The 17289-nt window shown below is 59.5% G+C and carries 14 protein-coding genes; 6 read left to right on the top strand and 8 right to left on the bottom strand.

Annotation, left to right across the window (positions count from 1 at the left end; genetic code table 11):
- Window positions 1–100 precede the first annotated feature (100 nt).
- The 5 genes from PspCFBP13508_RS26675 to aceK all read right to left on the bottom strand — a co-directional run bounded on the left by PspCFBP13508_RS26675 (window position 101) and on the right by aceK (window position 8375).
- On the bottom strand, window positions 101–340 hold the full coding sequence (locus tag PspCFBP13508_RS26675; RefSeq protein ID WP_130909986.1) for a zf-HC2 domain-containing protein: 240 nt from the start codon (window positions 338–340) through the stop codon (window positions 101–103).
- Window positions 334–945 carry a sigma-70 family RNA polymerase sigma factor gene (locus PspCFBP13508_RS26670; protein WP_041478829.1) on the bottom strand — a complete coding sequence of 204 codons (612 nt, stop codon included), beginning with the start codon at window positions 943–945 and terminating at the stop codon, window positions 334–336. The genes PspCFBP13508_RS26675 and PspCFBP13508_RS26670 overlap by 7 nt, the downstream gene beginning before the upstream one ends.
- Window positions 946–1080: 135 nt before the next feature.
- Window positions 1081–2202 (bottom strand): beta-ketoacyl-ACP synthase III, encoded by a 1122-nt coding sequence (locus PspCFBP13508_RS26665; protein ID WP_076566474.1) that lies wholly within the window; start codon window positions 2200–2202, stop codon window positions 1081–1083.
- 400 nt (window positions 2203–2602) lie between these two features.
- Window positions 2603–6514, bottom strand: a complete 3912-nt coding sequence (gene hrpA / locus PspCFBP13508_RS26660; RefSeq protein ID WP_137216230.1) for an ATP-dependent RNA helicase HrpA — start codon at window positions 6512–6514, stop codon at window positions 2603–2605.
- A gap of 139 nt (window positions 6515–6653) precedes the next feature.
- Window positions 6654–8375 carry a bifunctional isocitrate dehydrogenase kinase/phosphatase gene (gene aceK, locus PspCFBP13508_RS26655; protein WP_137216229.1) on the bottom strand — a complete coding sequence of 574 codons (1722 nt, stop codon included), beginning with the start codon at window positions 8373–8375 and terminating at the stop codon, window positions 6654–6656.
- A 213-nt stretch (window positions 8376–8588) separates the two neighbouring features.
- Here aceK and PspCFBP13508_RS26650 point away from each other — a divergent pair, with 213 nt between their 5' ends.
- Window positions 8589–9497, top strand: a complete 909-nt coding sequence (locus PspCFBP13508_RS26650) for a DMT family transporter (protein WP_137216228.1) — start codon at window positions 8589–8591, stop codon at window positions 9495–9497.
- A 113-nt stretch (window positions 9498–9610) separates the two neighbouring features.
- On the opposite strand, the gene PspCFBP13508_RS26645 is transcribed toward PspCFBP13508_RS26650, so the two are convergent.
- Window positions 9611–10474, bottom strand: a complete 864-nt coding sequence (locus tag PspCFBP13508_RS26645; protein ID WP_137216227.1) for a DMT family transporter — start codon at window positions 10472–10474, stop codon at window positions 9611–9613.
- A gap of 550 nt (window positions 10475–11024) precedes the next feature.
- Here PspCFBP13508_RS26645 and PspCFBP13508_RS26640 point away from each other — a divergent pair.
- Window positions 11025–11447, top strand: coding sequence for a hypothetical protein (locus PspCFBP13508_RS26640; RefSeq protein WP_319636907.1), 423 nt, complete (start codon window positions 11025–11027; stop codon window positions 11445–11447).
- A 35-nt stretch (window positions 11448–11482) separates the two neighbouring features.
- Window positions 11483–11644, top strand: coding sequence for a hypothetical protein (locus tag PspCFBP13508_RS27490; protein ID WP_016771212.1), 162 nt, complete (start codon window positions 11483–11485; stop codon window positions 11642–11644).
- A 55-nt stretch (window positions 11645–11699) separates the two neighbouring features.
- Here the strand turns inward: PspCFBP13508_RS27490 and PspCFBP13508_RS26635 are convergent, their stop codons facing one another.
- Both PspCFBP13508_RS26635 and cysK read right to left on the bottom strand, forming a co-directional pair.
- Window positions 11700–12638 carry an aspartyl/asparaginyl beta-hydroxylase domain-containing protein gene (locus PspCFBP13508_RS26635; RefSeq protein ID WP_110645014.1) on the bottom strand — a complete coding sequence of 313 codons (939 nt, stop codon included), beginning with the start codon at window positions 12636–12638 and terminating at the stop codon, window positions 11700–11702.
- Between the two features lie 184 nt (window positions 12639–12822).
- The gene (gene cysK / locus PspCFBP13508_RS26630) at window positions 12823–13797 is read right to left on the bottom strand and encodes a cysteine synthase A (RefSeq protein WP_122505872.1); all 975 of its coding nucleotides are present in this window, start codon (window positions 13795–13797) and stop codon (window positions 12823–12825) included.
- A 141-nt stretch (window positions 13798–13938) separates the two neighbouring features.
- On the opposite strand from cysK, the gene PspCFBP13508_RS26625 reads away from it, so the two are divergent.
- The 3 genes from PspCFBP13508_RS26625 (at window position 13939) to PspCFBP13508_RS26615 (ending at window position 17235) form a co-directional block, all read left to right on the top strand.
- The gene (locus tag PspCFBP13508_RS26625) at window positions 13939–15015 is read left to right on the top strand and encodes a DUF748 domain-containing protein (RefSeq protein WP_056783605.1); all 1077 of its coding nucleotides are present in this window, start codon (window positions 13939–13941) and stop codon (window positions 15013–15015) included.
- A 183-nt stretch (window positions 15016–15198) separates the two neighbouring features.
- Window positions 15199–16044, top strand: coding sequence for a MoxR family ATPase (locus PspCFBP13508_RS26620; RefSeq protein WP_007911294.1), 846 nt, complete (start codon window positions 15199–15201; stop codon window positions 16042–16044).
- Window positions 16045–16056: 12 nt separating this feature from the next.
- A complete protein-coding gene (locus PspCFBP13508_RS26615) occupies window positions 16057–17235 on the top strand; it encodes a VWA domain-containing protein (RefSeq protein WP_137216226.1) in 1179 nt (392 codons plus the stop codon).
- Window positions 17236–17289: the final 54 nt, after the last annotated feature.

Raw genomic sequence — 17289 nt, 5'->3', positions numbered from 1 at the left:
TTGAAGCTGCCCCTGTAGGAGCTGCCGAAGGCTGCGATCTTTTGATCTTGATCCTGAAAACAAGATCAAAAGATCGCAGCCTCGTTTCACTCGTCAGCCCCTACAGGGGGTTGTCTTTTCGTCGTTGCTCGGCCAAGCGCTTGGCCAGCGCATCGACATTCTCGTCCGCTTGTTCCGGCAACGCCTTTAGCGTCGCCTGCATCACGCGCATCTGCCGCATGAAGCGCCGGCAGTTGGGGCAGAACAACAGGTGATGACGCACCATCAGCGTCTCGCGAAAGCTCAGTTGGCCGTCGAGATAATCGCTGGATCGTGCCACTTGCTCCTTGCAGGTCAACATTCTCCTGTCTCCTCAAAATGTTCCACGGTCGCAAAGACCTTCAAGCGTGCCCGGTGCAGCAGCACGCGGACATTGGAGAGCGAGATCTCCAGAAGATTACAGATCTCTTCCAGCTCCAGGCCCTGGCGTTCGCGCAACAGCAGGACACTGCTCTGCAACTCGGACAGACTCAGCAACGTGTGTTCGAGGCATTCGCGCAGTTCGTTTTCAGTCAGCAGCGCTTCGGGGGTGTCCTGGTGCCAGGCAAATGGCGCGACCAGCCAGTGGCCATCGCTGGAAGAGAAGCGATCGTCACCGATGGTGCCGTGGGGCGATGGCAGGTCGTCGAGCAGGACTTCGCGGCGATTGAGCTTGTAGCGACTCTTGGCCGAATTGGCGGTAATGGTCAGCAACCAGGTCTTGAGGCTGGAACGGCCTTCGAAGCTGGCCAGATGGCGCACCACCGACAGCCAGGCATCCTGCACCACTTCCTCGACATGACGCTGGCCGACAATCGCGTAAGCCACCGCACGCATGGCGCTCTGATATGTGGTGACCAGTTCCTTGAAAGCCTTTTGCTCCCCCGCCAGCAGGCGCGTGAGCAGTTGGGTGTCGTCAGCCGCCATCCATCAATCCCCTTGTCCGGACTTCGAAAATGAACGCGGCAGGTGTGCACCTGCCGCGACGTCCGAAAAATTACAGCGTTTCAGCCGCTTCGAATGTAGGAAAGATCGACGCGATTAAGGGGAAATTAACCTGTTTCAGCGCTTGCGCAGCAACACGCTACCGATCGAATAACCGGCACCAAACGAACTGAGCACCGCCAGCGAACCCGAGGCCAGATCATCCTGGTATTTGTGGAAGGCAATGACCGAACCGGCCGAGCTGGTGTTGGCGTAACTGTCGAGAATCACCGGGGCTTCTTCTTCGGTAGCTTCGCGGCCGAGCAGCTTGCGCACGATCAGGTGGTTCATGCTCAGGTTGGCCTGGTGCAGCCAGAAGCGTTTCACGTCGCCGACGTTGAGCTGGTTCTCTTCCAGGTGCTCGCCAATCAGTTCGGCGACCATCGGGCAGACATCCTTGAACACCTTGCGGCCTTCCTGCACGAACAGCTTGTCGCGGGCACCGATGCCCTCTTCCGCCGCTCGGTTGAGGAAGCCGAAGTTGTTGCGGATGTTGTTGGAGAACTTGGTCAGCAATTTGGTGCTGACCACGTCGAACTGGTACTCGGAGGTCGCCAGATCCGCGCGTTCGATGATCACCGCAGTCGCGGCATCACCGAAGATGAAGTGGCTGTCGCGATCACGGAAGTTCAGGTGCCCGGTGCAGACCTCCGGGTTGACCATCAGGATCGCCCGCGCCTGGCCAAGCTGTACGCTGTTGGCGGCGGCCTGGATGCCGAAGGTGGCGGAAGAACACGCCACATTCATGTCGAAACCGAAACCTTCGATCCCCAGCGCTTCCTGGACTTCGATGGCGATGGCCGGGTAGGCACGTTGCAGGTTCGAACAGGCGACGATCACGCCGTCGATGTCGGCTGCGGTTTTGCCGGCTCGTTGCAGGGCTTGTTCGGCAGCGCCAACGGCCATCTGGCAGAGCACCGACCATTCATCGTTGGAACGCTCGGGCAGGCGCGGGGCCATGCGTTGCGGATCGAGGATGCCGTCCTTGTCCATGACAAAGCGGCTCTTGATGCCCGAGGCCTTTTCGATGAACGCGGCGCTGGATTCGGTCAGGGCCTGGACTTCGCCGCTGGCAATGGCCTCGGCGTTATCGGCGTTGAACTGGGCGACGTAGGTATTGAAAGACTGCACCAGCTCTTCGTTGGAGATGCTGTTGGCCGGTGTGTACAGGCCGGTGCCGCTGATGACGACGTTATGCATGGTCGTTTCTCTAATCTGTTCAGGCAGAAAGTGCTGGAACCGTCGTACCAACACGCAAAGGGTCTATTCCCATCCGGGGGACGCAAACCTGGCATCGTTTTATTCCGCAGCGCGACACGGCCGAAGGCTCTGGGTCGCGAAACGGCGGGTTATGGTGGCGAAGTTTGCCATAAACCCGAGGTTTTGGCGCCGTTCTCAAGCACAACTGCCATTCACTCCATGAACTCAACTCTGTGGCGAGGGGATTTATCCCCGTTCGACTGCGAAGCAGTCGCCAACCCACTACGCTCGGTATCTGATGAACCGAGGCGTAGGTTTTGGGGCGGCTTCGCCACCCAGCGGGGATAAATCCCCTCGCCACAAAGACCAATTCCACAGGGGGATTGTGTATGGCTGCAGGTCAGGGCTCGACCTGACTCCACTGTTTGCTCAGGCGCTTGTCGGAGATCGGCACTTTGGTGCCCAACTGTTGAGCGAACAGCGACACGCGGTATTCCTCCAGCCACCAGCGGTACAGCTCCAACTGCGGATCGCGTTTGCCTTCTTGGGCATGCTTGGCCGCACGAGCCTGATATTGCGCCCACAGGCCAGCGAGTTCGCCGCTCCAGACCCGATCCTTCTGCACCTGCGCACCGAGTTTCTCGAAACGCTGCTCGACCGCTTTCAGATAACGCGGCAACTCCTTGAGCCACTGCATCGGCGTTTCCCGGACGAAACCCGGATAGACCAGATTGCCGATCTGCTGCTTGATGTCGTTCAACGCCACCGCCTGGGCAAGATCGATCTTGCCCTTGAAGCGTTTTTGCAGACCGTGCCACATCTTCAGGATTTCCAGCGTCAGCCGCGCAACCCGCTCGGCGTGCTCGGTCCAGTTGCCGCGTTTGCGCTCGGCCAATGCCGCCAACCCGGCGCCATCACGGGGCAATGGGTCTTCGCCTTCGAGAATGCAGCTGTCGAGGCTGGCCAGCAGAATGTCTTCGACCAGCGCATCGACCCGGCCCAGTTCGCGATACAACAGGCCCAGCTCAGTCTGCCCTGGCAACTTGCCCCGGAGGAACTTGGCCGGTTCGGCCAGTTGCTGCATCAACAAGCGCTGCAAGGCGCGACGATGCTGGAACTCGGCCTCGGCGGGGGTAGAGAAGCGTCCCTCCTTGACCGTGCCGCCCTCTTCCACCAGCGCCGGATACACCGTCATCGACAGCCCGGCGATCTTCTGCTGGGTCTTTTCCGCCACCGGCGCAAATACTTTCGCCTCGACCGGTTGCTGACTTTTCGCACTCTGCGGCACCGCCAGCGCGGCCTGGCTGGCCTCGGCAAAGCGTGCGGTCAAATCAGCCAGATCGCGGCCTTCGCCAAGGAACTTGCCCTCGCCGTCGACGATTTCCAGGTTCATGCGCAGATGGCTTTCAACCTGCTGCGCGGCTTCCGCCCACGCTTCATCGCTGACCCGCGCGCCCGTCATGCGCAGCAGTTCGCGACCGAGCGCTTGCGGCAGCGAACCTTCGGCGAAAGTCATGCGCTGCAACGCGGCCTTGATGAAGTCCGGCACTGGCACGAAGTTCTTGCGCAGGGCCTTGGGCAGATTACGTACCAGCGCAATGCACTTGGCCTCGATCAGGCCCGGCACCAGCCACTCCAGACGCTCCGGCGGCAACATCGGCAGCAATGGCGCTGGCACGCGCAAGGTCACGCCGTCGCGCGGGTGATTGGGCTCGAAATGATAAGTCAGCGCCAGTTCCAGATCGCCGATGTGCAGGGTGTCCGGGTAATCACGGGCGGTGACTTCACTGGCCTCGCGAGCCAGTACGTCTTCTTCGCGCATGATCAGCAGCTGCGGGTCTTTCTGGCTGTTGACCTTGTACCAACTGTCGAAGGTCGCGGTCTGGTGGATCTCCGCCGGCAACCGCGCATCATAGAAGGCGTAGAGGGTTTCTTCGTCGGCGAGAATGTCGCGCCGGCGCGCCTTGGCCTCGAGTTCGTCGAGCTGCTCGAGCAGTTTCTGATTGGCGCTCAGGCATTTGGCCCGGGACTGAATCTCGCCGCGCACCAGGCCTTCGCGGATAAACAGCTCACGGGATACCACCGGATCGACCGGGCCGTAATGCACCGGTCGGCGACCGACGACGATCAGGCCGAACAGGGTGATCTGCTCGTAGGCGACGACCTGGCCGCGCTTCTTTTCCCAATGCGGTTCGAAGTGGTTTTTCTTGATCAGGTGCCCGGCCAGCGGTTCGATCCAGTCGGCGTCGATCTTGGCGACCATGCGCGCGTAGAGTTTGGTGGTTTCCACCAGCTCAGCGGTCATCAGCCACTGCGGGCGCTTCTTGCCGATGCCCGACGACGGATGAATCCAGAAGCGCCGTTGGCGGGCGCCGAGGTAATCGCCGTCTTCGGTTTTCTGGCCGATCTGGCTGAGCAATCCGACCAGTACCGCTTTGTGCAGCTTCGGATAATCCGCCGGCTCTTTGTTCAGGCTCAGCTGCATGTCGCGGCAGATCAGGCTCAACTGACGATGGGAATCACGCCACTCGCGCAGGCGCAGGTAATTGAGGAAATTCTTCCGGCACCAATTGCGCAGCGGGTTGGCAGTGAGCGCCTGGCGCTGCTCTTCGAAACCGCGCCACAGATTGACGAGCCCGGCGAAGTCGGAATCCGGATCCTTCCATTGCGCATGGGCCTGATCCGCCGCTTGCTGACGCTCCGGTGGACGCTCGCGCGGGTCCTGAATCGACATCGCACTGGCAACGATCAGCACTTCCTGCAAGCTGCCGAGCTTGGCCGCTTCCAGCAGCATGCGGCCCATGCGCGGGTCGACCGGCAAGCGCGCCAATTGGCGACCGAGTGGGGTCAGCTGACTATTTCGATCCACCGCCGACAGTTCTTGCAGCAGGTTGAAACCGTCGCTGATCGCCTTGCCGTCCGGCGGCTCGATAAACGGGAACGCGGTGATTTCACCGAGGCGCAGATGGAGCATCTGCAAAATAACGGCGGCGAGGTTGGTGCGCAGAATTTCCGGATCGGTAAATTCCGGGCGCCCAAGGAAGTCCTCTTCGCTGTACAAACGCACGCAGATACCCGGCTCGACCCGGCCGCAACGACCCTTGCGCTGATTGGCGCTGGCCTGGGAAATCGCTTCGATCGGCAAACGCTGGACCTTGGCCCGATAGCTGTAGCGGCTGATGCGCGCGGTGCCGCTGTCAATCACATAGCGAATGCCCGGTACGGTCAGCGAGGTTTCGGCGACGTTGGTCGCCAGCACCACGCGGCGGCCCGGGTGCGATTGGAAAATCCGCTGCTGTTCAGCCGGCGACAGGCGCGCGTACAGCGGCAGGATTTCGGTGTGCTTGAGCTGGGCCTTGCGCAACATGTCGGCGGCGTCGCGAATCTCGCGCTCACCGGGCAGGAACACCAGCACATCGCCGGGGCTGCGTCGTTCGCTGCGCTCGTAGGCGGCGATTTCGTCGAGGGTGGCGAGAATCGCCTGATCTACGGTCAGGTCATCCTCGACCCGGTTGCCCTCTTCGTCCTGCTCCAGCGTCAGCGGCCGATACCAGGTTTCCACCGGGAAGGTACGGCCCGACACTTCGACAATTGGTGCGTCGTCGAAATGCTTGGAGAAGCGCTCCAGATCGATGGTCGCCGACGTGATGATGACCTTCAGGTCGGGACGGCGTGGCAGCAGGGTTTTCAGATAGCCGAGGAGGAAATCGATGTTGAGGCTGCGTTCGTGGGCTTCGTCGACGATGATCGTGTCGTAGCGCTCGAGGTAGCGGTCGTTCTGGGTTTCCGCCAGCAGAATGCCGTCGGTCATCAGCTTGATCAGGGTGTTGGCATCGCTCTGATCTTCAAAGCGCACCTGATAGCCGACCAGCGCACCGAGCGGCGTGCCGAGTTCTTCGGCGACACGGCTGGCGACGCTGCGCGCAGCGATCCGACGCGGCTGGGTGTGGCCGATCAGACCGTGCTGGCCGCGCCCGATTTCCAGACAGATTTTCGGCAACTGGGTGGTTTTGCCCGAGCCGGTTTCGCCGGCGATGATCAGCACCTGATGTTGCTCCAGGGCCTTTTTGATCTCGTCGCGCTTGGCCGCGATCGGCAAACTGTCGTCATATCGAATCACCGGCAGGCTGGCACGGCGCGCCAGCACCTGATCACAGGACGCCTGCATGCGCGTCACCCACTGGGCCAGTTTGGCCTCGTCGGGTTTCTTGCGCAGCTCAAGCAACTGCCGCCGCAGCCGGTGACGGTCGGCGAGCATGGCGTGATCGAGGTTTTTCAGCAGTTTGTCGATGGAGGGCGATTCGTCGGTCATCGGGTAGGCAATTCGGTCGTCTATTTATGCAGGGGGCGGATTGTCGCAGAAAAGCAGCTGCAAGCGCCAAGCTACAAGTCGCAAGTCACTGCGGCTTTCAACTTGCAGCTTGAAGCTTGCCACTTGCAGCTGCGTCTTGTTATTCGTTATCGCGGCCCTTGCGCCGGTATGGGAAGACGTCGATGACCTTCCCCGCCCGAATCGCCTCCTGCAAGCCCTTCCAGTAATCGGCGTTGTACAACTCGCCATGCAATTGATCGAACAATTTCCGCTGGCCCGAATCGGCAAACAGGAACGGCGGAAACTCCTCGGGAAACACGTCCAGCGGTCCGATCGAGTACCACGGCTCGGAGGCCATTTCGTCCTCCGGCGTGCGCGGTTGCGGGATGTGGCGGAAGTTGGCTTCGGTCAGGAAGCAAATTTCGTCATAGTCGTAAAACACCACGCGCCCGTGACGGGTGACGCCGAAGTTTTTCAGCAGCATGTCGCCGGGAAAAATATTCGCCGCCGCCAGTTGCTTGATCGCCAGGCCGTAATCCTCCAGCGCTTCACGTACCTGTGCGTCGTTGGCATTTTCCAGATAAAGATTGAGCGGAGTCATCCGGCGTTCGGTCCAGCAGTGGCGGATCAGCACGGTCTCGCCTTCGACCGAAACCGTGGATGGCGCCACCTCAAGCAGTTCTTCGAGGCACGCCGGATCGAACTTGCTCAGCGGAAAACGAAAATCGGCAAATTCCTGGGTATCGGCCATACGCCCGACCCGATCGACGCTTTTCACCAGTCGATACTTTTCGATCACCGTTGCCCGGTCGACGTTCTTCGACGGTGAGAAACGGTCCTTGATGATTTTGAATACGGTGTTGAAACCCGGCAGGGTGAACACGCTCATGACCATGCCGCGCACGCCTGGGGCCATGATGAACTGATCGTCAGTGTTGGCCAGGTGATTGATCAGCGCGCGGTAAAACTCCGATTTGCCGTGCTTGTAGAAGCCGATCGAGGTGTACAACTCGGCGATGTGCTTGCCCGGCAGGATGCGCCGCAGAAAGCCGATGAACTCCGCCGGCACCGGGACATCGACCATGAAATACGAACGGGTGAAAGAGAAGATGATCGACACATCGGCTTCGTCGGTGATCAACGCATCGATTTGAATGCCCCGTCCTTCGCGGTGCAACAGCGGAATCACCAGCGGCCATTGCTCGTCGCGGGTGTAGATGCGTCCGACCAGATACGCGCCCTTGTTGCGGTAAAGCACCGAGGAAAACAGCTCGACGCTCAGCTCCGGGTCCTTGCACACCCAGTCCGGCAGGTTCTCGCGCAATTGCGCTTCGAGCCGCAGCAAGTCGCCGGGCAAATCAGCGTAATCCTCGCTGAAGCGGTAATCGGAGAAGATGCTGGCGAGCATTCCGGACAACTGGCCCTGCGGCTTGTACGTACGGGTTTGCGCGGCGCGGGCACGGCGCAGGCTTGGGCGCGTGGTGTGGATGAACATGCAGCCGTCGCTGATCAGGTCGTGGCTGAACAGCCCGCAGAAAATCGAGTTGTACCAGGTTTCGGACAGCTCATCGTCGAAGCGCAGGTCGATCACACTGATGTAGGCGCTTTTCACCAGCGGCCAGCAGCTGACGTTCATCAGCGTTTCTTCGTCGAAATACTCGCGCAGCCGAGCAACGGTTTCGCCGACCTTTTCTTCGTACAGATTGATCCGCGCCGCCGAGGCGGCCTGTGCCTCCTGCCAGCGCGCCTGTTCGAAACGCTCACGCGCGCCGTCGGTGATGCGGCGGAAATGCTCGCGGTAATCGTCGAAGCCGGCGAGGATCATCCGGGCGATCTCGGTGGCTGGCCATTGCTGCGACATAAATGAACCTCGGCGGGAAATCGATTCGTTTGAGCTTAGTCACGGAACCGTCCGCAGGAAAAGCGCAATTTCTGCCAAAACCGATACCGGGGCGACCGCTGACAAGGTTTCTCGTGCCGATGCATCGGCAAGCAGAATTAAAAGCCCGAATAGCGGTTGCCATGATCCGGACGCTCGGCAACACTCTCGTCCCGATCAAGCAAGGAGCCCGCCGTGAGCCCTGTCGATATTTTCCGCATGTTGTCGCTGGCCGCTATCTGGGGCGCGAGTTTTCTGTTCATGCGCATCATCGCCCCGGTGATCGGCACGATCCCGACCGGTTTCTTTCGCGTGTCGATCGCGGCGGCCGGTCTGCTGGTGATCCTTGGGCTGATGCGCATCAGTTGGGACTTCAAGGGCAAGCTGCAAACCGTGATGCTGCTGGGCGTGATCAACTCGGGGATTCCGGCGACGCTGTATTCGGTTGCCGCCCAGGTTTTGCCGGCCGGCTATTCGGCGATCTTCAATGCGACCACGCCGCTGATGGGCGTGTTGATTGGCGGCCTGTTTTTCAGCGAAAAACTCACAGCGGCCAAGCTCAGCGGCGTGTTCCTCGGCCTGTTCGGCGTCGGCGTGCTGACACGCGCAGGTCCGGTGGCCTTCGATCTGCAGCTGCTGATGGGCGCGGTGGCCTGCCTACTGGCGACCACTTGCTACGGCTTTGCCGGTTTCCTCGCGCGGCGCTGGCTGGATCAGGCCGGTGGGCTGGACAGCCGTTTGTCGGCATTGGGCAGCATGCTCGGGGCGACGTTGTTTTTGCTGCCGCTGTTCGCCTACAGCACAATTACTGCGCCGCCGGTCAGCTGGGGCGGCTGGCAGGTCTGGCTGTCGCTGCTCGGCCTGGGCCTGGGTTGCACGGCGTTCGCCTACATCATCTATTTCCGCCTGCTCAGCTCGATCGGCCCGGTGAAATCGATGACCGTGACCTTCATGATCCCGCCGTTCGGCGTGTTGTGGGGGGCGTTGTTGCTGGATGAGCCATTGTCGATGGCGCACATTTATGGCGGAGTGTTGATTGCGGCGGCGTTGTGGCTGGTGTTGAAGCCGGCGGTGGTTAAGCCTGCAAACGCGTCAGTCCGTTAGATTTTCTGCCGCAGATATTCGCGAGCAGGCTCGCTCCCACAGAAAAATACATTCCAATGTGGGAGCGAGCCTGCTCGCGAAAGGCGGCGCAACAAGCGCCACCTGCCTATCGGCTATCCGGTTTTACGGAACACAAATACCAATCCAACAATGATCAGCAGCATCCCCAGCACACTCAACGCCGCCAGACGATTACCGAAAATCAGGTAATCCATCACCGCCGTCACCGCTGGCACCAGATAGAACAGGCTGGTGACATTCACGAGATTGCCCCGCGCGATCAGTCGATACAGCAACAGCGTCGCCAGCACTGAAACCACCAGGCCCATCCATAACACCGGGACAATGAAGCCTGTGCTGTGTTCGAAGTGGAACGGCTGGAACGGTACGAACACCGCGCACAGCAACAGCCCGGCCAGGTACTGCACTGGTAGCGTACCCAATGGATTTTCGGTGATGCGTTTTTGCATGATCGAGCCGAGCGTCATGCTCGCCAGCGCCAGCAAACCGAACAGCATGCCGGCCCAGGACATTCCGGCCAGACCGATGCCCTGGTAAACCACCATGATCAGCCCGGCCAGGCCCAGCGCCAAGCCGAACAGGCGGCTCGCCGAACGCTGCCGTTCCATCAAGACCACGGTAAGGATCGGCTGAACGCCCATGATCGTCGCCATCACCCCCGGCGTGACTTTGCAGTCCAGCGCCAGCAGATAAAAGATCTGATAGGCCCCGAGCAACACCAGTCCCGTGGCGATCGCGAACAGCATCGGCTTGCCACCCTTGGGCAACTTCAATCTCAGCAGCGGCGCCAGCAAGACCAGCCCGCACAGGGCGATGGCGAAGCGAATCAGCAGAAAGGCAAAGGGCGAAGCATGGGCGAGGCCCCATTTGGAGAAAATCGCCCCGCTGCTCCACAGCAGAACGAACAGGCTCGTGGACGCCGCCGCGAGCGCGGATTGTTTCGAAAGGACAAACATGAATACCACCTGTAGTCAGGCAAGAAGCCAACTCAGCCGAAGCTGAAATTCAGTAGGTTGTTCTGGCGGGCGCAGGGGTCAGCAGCAACTGCCGATCAACCCCGCACACCAACGCCCGGCGGCGAAACGACTGCGCACACCGGCGTGCTACTGACAGGTGGAGGGTAATGACTGATCTGCACAGGCTGCTGATTCCCGCACGGCACGACGCCAGCGTTGACCGCTGAATCGACTACCGCGTTGATGAAGGATGCAGGCATGAATGCTGATCTTTATTGAGGAAATGAACGCGCGAGCCAGGCGGCTCGCGGGCTGACTATAACTAGCCCGAGACACAGATTGCAATGACTTGGGCGAAGGGCCGGTAGCGACAGTCTGGCGCCGGGTGGTTAGGGTGATTGGCGCGGCAACGGATTGTCAGGAGACATGGAATGCAAGAGATCATATGCCAAGGGAACGGACGTATTTGCGGTATCAAATTTATCGGTCGGAGGCGAGGAAGCGGGCGGGTGTTGCGACTGCGCAGATGCGATGCATTTCGGGAGCCGACATGTCTGAAGTCCGCTTTGAGCCTATTGATGCTGAAGCACTCGCAGTTTATCAGTCTTGGGACGACCCGATTTTCTCGTGGGAAGACGTCGTCGTCTGGAAAGCTCGAGAACCTCTGTCTCTGGATATCGCAATCTGGTTTGAACAAGAGCTCTGCGGGCTATGCTTCGCAAATCCCAACAATAGCCGCCAGCGGATTCGCATCGTGCGACTGGAGGGCAAACCCGGAAAGGCTCACCCGCTGAAAAACCGAATAGCCGCTTTGGCATTGCTCGCCATCGACGAATTCGCCCGAATTATTGGCAGCCAAGTCATCGAAGTTCAGGAACCTATGCCGGGAGCCATTCCGGTTTATCAACAACTCGGCTTCACATTTGATGTGCAAGGTCGCCTTGTTCTACCAGTGGAGAGTAAAGTATCGTGACATCTGTTCATTTATTGACCAGCGAGGGAGGGAGTATGCGCAAAGTCGTAAGAAAATCCCCAAGCAAGAAGGAATTGCGCGAGCCGGTGGAAAAGCTTGATCGACTGGAGTTATCCGCGAATCAGCGCCGTTTTCTGCAGGTCCTTGAAAACGGAACCGACGTGACCGAGCCCAACCTGCTCGCCGGCCGTCCTTGAACCTATCAATAAAAAACCGCTCCCGAAGAGCGGTTTTCTATTGTCTGTTCCAGCCTCAACCAAACAACCAATACCCCAGCAACGTCAGCACCAGCACCGCCAGCACCGGGCGCATTACCCTGTAGGCCTTGGGATGGCGGCGCTTCCACTGCTTGACCACGCCGCTGAAACGGTCGCTGAAGTTCTTGCTCCAGGCATAGGCCTGGTTGATGCCGCCAACGCGTTCGTCGTCCAGATTCTGCGGCGCGGTGGCGCGGCCGAGCCAGCCGCTGATGAAGCGGTTGATCCCGGTCATCAGGCGGTTGCTCAGCGGGCGTTCGATGTCACAGAACAGAATCACTCGAGTCTGAGCGGTTTCATTCTTGACCCAGTGCACGTAAGTCTCGTCGAACATCACGTCATCGCCGTCGCGCCAGGCATAGACCTGACCGTCGACGAAGATCCGGCAATCGTCGGAGTTGGGTGTCGACAGGCCGAGGTGATAACGCAGGGAGCCGGCGAACGGGTCACGGTGCGGATTGAGGTGACTGCCGCCCGGCAGCAGCGCGAACATCGCGCCCTTGACGTTGGGTATGGCACTGACCAGCGCCACGGTTTTCGGGCACAGGGCTTCGGCCGATGGCAGCGGTTTGTCGTACCACTTCAGATAGAAACGCTTCCAGCCCTTCTTGAAAAACGAACCGAAACCAGCATCGTTGTTCTTCTCGGCGGCGCGAATGTAGCCTTCGTCGAACAAGTGCATGGCTTCGTCGCGAATGGTTTCCCAGTTGTCGCGCAGTACATCCAGCTCCGGAAACTTGCTGCGATCCAGATACGGTCTGGATGGCACTGCGGAAAACAGGTACATCAACGCGTTGTACGGAGCGAACAGTGCGGAGTGGTTGACGAACTGGCGCAATACCGGCAAACGCGCCTTGCCGCGCAAATGCACATAGAGCGTGCTGCCCAGAAACAGCAACAGCACAAACGCCTTGGCGGCAAACGAAACGGTCATCAACGACTCCTTGAATAAAGACAACGCTGCGCAATGCCCTTTTCCCGGCATGGCAGCCGGCCATGATAAACACTACCGGCTCCGGGAAAAACCCGCCTGACACAAGATTCAGTGTTAAGCATTACGCAACAAAGCCTTTATTAACATGCGGCGCCTGAACCCTGGCTGACATGAATCAACAGGCTTACTGCTGGTTCTCCTGCTCGGTAAACAGGTCACTGAACAGCATGCTCGACAGGTAACGCTCACCCGAATCCGGCAGCACCACGACGATGGTTTTGCCCTGCATCTCTGGTTTCTCCGCCAGACGCACCGCCACCGCCATGGCAGCACCACAGGAAATGCCGCACAAAATCCCCTCTTCCTGCATCAGGCGCAAAGCCATGGCCTTGGATTCTTCATCGGTCACCTGCTCGACGCGATCGACCATCGACAGATCAAGGTTCTTCGGCACAAAACCGGCACCGATGCCCTGAATCTTGTGCGGGCTCGGCTTGATTTCGGCACCGGCCAGAGCCTGGGTGATGACGGGCGAAGACGCTGGCTCGACGGCCACCGACAGAATCGGTTTCCCGGCGGTGTTCTTGATATACCGCGAGACCCCAGTAATGGTTCCGCCGGTGCCTACCCCAGCCACCAGCACATCCACGGCGCCGTCGGTGTCGTTCCAGATTTCCGGGCCGGTGGTCTTCTCATGAATCGCCGGGTTGGCCGGGTTATCGAACTGCGCCGGCATGAAGTATTTATCGGCATCGCTGGCGACGATTTCCGCAGCTTTCTCGATGGCGCCCTTCATGCCCTTGGCCGGCTCGGTCAATACCAGTTCCGCGCCCAAGGCTTTCAGAACCTTGCGGCGCTCGATGCTCATCGACGCCGGCATGGTCAGCATCAATTTATAGCCACGCGCAGCGGCAACGAAGGCCAGACCGATACCGGTATTACCTGAAGTCGGCTCGACAATGGTCATGCCTGGCTTGAGTTTGCCGCTGCTTTCGGCGTCCCAGATCATGTTGGCGCCGATCCGGCATTTGACCGAGTAACCGGGATTGCGCCCCTCGATCTTGGCGAGGATGGTGACCCCGCGCGGCGCGATGCGGTTGATCTGGACCAGCGGCGTATTACCGATGGAATGGGCGTTGTCAGCGTAAATACGGCTCATGGCTGGGTCCTTATGCAGCGTTGAATTCAGCCTTCCAAGGTAAGCCCGTTGCCGATCACAGTCCAGTCGGGTCGAACGTCTGCAAACGCGCGGAGTCAATCGCTTTGAATCGTCAAGCCACACTCTTGAAGGAACAATGGCATGAAACGTCGTTACAGCTGGCCGCTCTGGACCCTGGCGGGTGTCGTGGTGCTGCTGGTCGCCCTGCATTTCGCCCTGCCCTATCTGGTACGCGACTACCTCAATGACAAGCTCGCGGACATGGGCGATTACCGTGGCCAGATCACCGATGTCGACCTCGCGCTGTGGCGCGGCGCCTACAAAATCAATGGCCTGAAAATCGTCAAGGTCGATGGCAAGGTGCCGGTGCCGTTCGTCGATGCGCCGTTGATCGATCTGTCGGTGAGCTGGCATTCGTTGTGGTACGACCATGCCGTGGTCGCGCAGGTGCAATTTCTCAACCCCGAAATCAACTTCGTCGACGGCGGCCCCAACAAACAGAACTCGCAGACCGGTCAGGGCACCGACTGGCGTGAGCAGTTGGGCAAGCTGCTGCCGATCACCCTCGATGAAGTGCAGATCAACGACGGCCGTATCACCTTCCGCAACTTCAACTCCAAGCCGCCGGTGAACATGAACGCCAGCAACGTCAACGCCAGCATCTACAACCTGACCAATGTGGTCGACAAGGAAGGCAAGCGCGACGCGCGCTTTGAAGGCAAGGCGTTGCTCCTAGGCCACGCGCCACTTGAAACCACCGCCACCTTCGATCCACTGAGCAACTTCGAAGACTTCGAATTCCGCCTGCGCGCCCGTGACATCGAGCTCAAACGCATGAACGACTTCGCCGCCGCCTACGGCAAATTCGACTTCAACGCCGGCCACGGCGATGTGGTTATCGAAGCGAAGGCAGAGAAAGCCCGACTCACCGGCTACATCAAACCCCTGCTGCGCGACGTCGACGTATTCAACTGGCAGCAAGACGTCGAAAACAAGAACAAAGGCCTGTTCCGCTCAATCTGGGAAGCGCTGGTCGGCGGCACCGAGACCGTGCTGAAGAACCAGAACAAAAACCAGTTCGCCACCCGCGTCGAACTCAGCGGCAATGTTCACCAGCAGAACGTCAACGCCTTCGAAGCGTTTTTGCAGATTTTGCGCAATGGCTTCATCCAGGCATTCAATGCGCGGTACGAACGGCCGAAGCCGGATGAGGGTTAATTTTTGCGGTTGACAAAATATTCGGCCATCCGCCGAGACTGAGTCAACATGTGACGCTCCATTCAGAGACTGAATAAGCCGTCTGCGTTCACAGTCGACCGGCGTGCGCGTTATAGTCGGGCATCCGATTATTTCGCCCCCGCCCTGCCCGTCAGGTCGGCGTTACCGTTCGAGGATCTGCAGATGAAGTTCGAAGGCACCCAGGCCTATGTCGCCACCGATGACCTGAAGCTGGCGGTCAACGCCGCCATCACCCTGGAACGGCCGCTGCTGGTCAAGGGTGAACCGGGCACCGGCAAGACCATGCTCGCCGAGCAACTGGCCGAATCGTTCGGTGCCAAGCTGATCACCTGGCACATCAAGTCCACCACCAAGGCCCATCAGGGTCTGTACGAGTACGACGCGGTCAGCCGTTTGCGCGACTCGCAACTGGGCAATGAAAAAGTCCACGACGTGCGCAACTATCTGAAGAAGGGCAAGCTCTGGGAAGCCTTCGAGTCCGAGGAGCGGGTGATCCTGCTGATCGACGAAATCGACAAGGCCGACATCGAGTTCCCCAACGACCTGTTGCAAGAACTCGACAAGATGGAGTTCTACGTTTACGAGATCGACGAGACCATCAAGGCCAAGAAGCGCCCGATCATCATCATTACTTCCAACAACGAAAAAGAACTGCCGGACGCCTTTCTGCGCCGCTGCTTCTTCCACTACATCGCCTTCCCCGACCGCACTACCCTGCAGAAAATCGTCGACGTGCACTACCCGGACATCAAGAAGGATCTGGTCAGCGAAGCGCTCGACGTGTTCTTCGACGTGCGCAAGGTACCGGGCCTGAAGAAAAAACCTTCGACGTCCGAGCTGGTCGACTGGCTGAAACTGCTGATGGCCGACAATATCGGCGAAGCGGTGCTGCGCGAGCGCGATCCGACCAAGGCCATCCCGCCACTGGCAGGCGCGCTGGTGAAGAACGAACAGGACGTGCAACTGCTTGAGCGCCTGGCGTTCATGAGCCGGCGCGGCACCCGCTAAGAGGCTGCTGCCATGTTGCTCAACCTGTTCAACGAAATGCGTGCAGCCAAGGTACCGGTCTCGGTGCGCGAGCTGCTGGACCTGATCAACGCGCTGAAACAGCGCGTGACCTTCGCCGACATGGACGAGTTCTATTTCTTGTCGCGGGCGATTCTGGTGAAGGACGAACGCCATTTCGACAAGTTCGACCGCGCGTTCGGCGCCTATTTCAACGGCTTGGAAAAACTCGACGATCACTTGCAGGCGCTGATTCCCGAAGACTGGCTGCGCAAGGAATTCGAGCGCTCGCTGAGCGACGAAGAACGCGCGCAGATCCAGTCCCTTGGCGGGCTGGACAAACTCATCGAAGAGTTCAAGAAGCGTCTGGAAGAACAGAAGGAACGCCATGCCGGCGGCAACAAGTGGATCGGCACCGGTGGCACCAGTCCGTTCGGCTCCGGCGGTTTCAACCCGGAGGGCATCCGGGTTGGCGATGCCGGCAAGCGTCAGGGCAAAGCGGTCAAGGTCTGGGACCAGCGCGAGTACAAGAACCTCGACGATTCAGTGGAACTGGGCACGCGCAACATCAAGGTCGCCCTGCGTCGTCTGCGCAAGTTCGCCCGCCAGGGTGCGGCGGAAGAACTCGACATCGACGGCACCATCGACCACACCGCCAAGGACGCCGGCCTGCTGAATATCCAGATGCGCCCGGAACGGCGCAACACGGTGAAGCTGTTGCTGTTGTTCGACATCGGCGGCTCGATGGACGCGCACGTAAAGATCTGCGAGGAATTGTTCTCGGCCTGCAAGACCGAGTTCAAGCACCTGGAGTACTTCTACTTCCACAACTTCATTTATGAATCAGCGTGGAAGAACAACATGCGCCGCACTTCCGAACGCACCTCGACCCAGGATCTGCTGCACAAATACGGCGCCGACTACAAAGTGATCTTTATCGGTGACGCCGCCATGGCGCCCTACGAAATCACCCAGGCTGGCGGCAGCGTCGAGCACTGGAACGAAGAGCCGGGTTACGTGTGGATGCAGCGCTTCATGGAGAAATACAAGAAGCTCATCTGGATCAACCCGTATCCGAAGGACACGTGGGGCTATACCTCGTCGACCAACATCGTCCGCGATCTGATCGAGGATCAGATGTATCCGCTAACGCTGCGCGGGCTTGAGGAAGGGATGCGGTTTCTTTCCAAATAATCGTTAACTCGACGAACGCCTTCGCGAGCAGGCTCGCTCCCACATTGGAATGCT

The sequence above is a fragment of the Pseudomonas sp. CFBP13508 genome (assembly GCF_005233515.1).
Lineage (GTDB): Bacteria > Pseudomonadota > Gammaproteobacteria > Pseudomonadales > Pseudomonadaceae > Aquipseudomonas > Aquipseudomonas mercuritolerans.
This window is presented reverse-complemented; position numbering and strand designations above follow the sequence as displayed.

What these genes read in the sequence shown, in the direction of transcription:
- PspCFBP13508_RS26625 (WP_056783605.1), top strand. Translation starts at nt 13,939, where the DNA reads ATGAAACGTCGTTACAGCTGGCCGCTCTGGACCCTGGCGGGTGTCGTG.
- PspCFBP13508_RS26635 (WP_110645014.1), bottom strand. Translation starts at nt 12,638, where the DNA reads ATGACCGTTTCGTTTGCCGCCAAGGCGTTTGTGCTGTTGCTGTTTCTG.
- PspCFBP13508_RS27490 (WP_016771212.1), top strand. Translation starts at nt 11,483, where the DNA reads ATGCGCAAAGTCGTAAGAAAATCCCCAAGCAAGAAGGAATTGCGCGAG.
- hrpA (WP_137216230.1), bottom strand. Translation starts at nt 6,514, where the DNA reads ATGACCGACGAATCGCCCTCCATCGACAAACTGCTGAAAAACCTCGAT.
- aceK (WP_137216229.1), bottom strand. Translation starts at nt 8,375, where the DNA reads ATGTCGCAGCAATGGCCAGCCACCGAGATCGCCCGGATGATCCTCGCC.
- PspCFBP13508_RS26665 (WP_076566474.1), bottom strand. Translation starts at nt 2,202, where the DNA reads ATGCATAACGTCGTCATCAGCGGCACCGGCCTGTACACACCGGCCAAC.
- cysK (WP_122505872.1), bottom strand. Translation starts at nt 13,797, where the DNA reads ATGAGCCGTATTTACGCTGACAACGCCCATTCCATCGGTAATACGCCG.
- PspCFBP13508_RS26645 (WP_137216227.1), bottom strand. Translation starts at nt 10,474, where the DNA reads ATGTTTGTCCTTTCGAAACAATCCGCGCTCGCGGCGGCGTCCACGAGC.
- PspCFBP13508_RS26675 (WP_130909986.1), bottom strand. Translation starts at nt 340, where the DNA reads ATGTTGACCTGCAAGGAGCAAGTGGCACGATCCAGCGATTATCTCGAC.
- PspCFBP13508_RS26615 (WP_137216226.1), top strand. Translation starts at nt 16,057, where the DNA reads ATGTTGCTCAACCTGTTCAACGAAATGCGTGCAGCCAAGGTACCGGTC.
- PspCFBP13508_RS26670 (WP_041478829.1), bottom strand. Translation starts at nt 945, where the DNA reads ATGGCGGCTGACGACACCCAACTGCTCACGCGCCTGCTGGCGGGGGAG.
- PspCFBP13508_RS26640 (WP_319636907.1), top strand. Translation starts at nt 11,025, where the DNA reads ATGTCTGAAGTCCGCTTTGAGCCTATTGATGCTGAAGCACTCGCAGTT.
- PspCFBP13508_RS26620 (WP_007911294.1), top strand. Translation starts at nt 15,199, where the DNA reads ATGAAGTTCGAAGGCACCCAGGCCTATGTCGCCACCGATGACCTGAAG.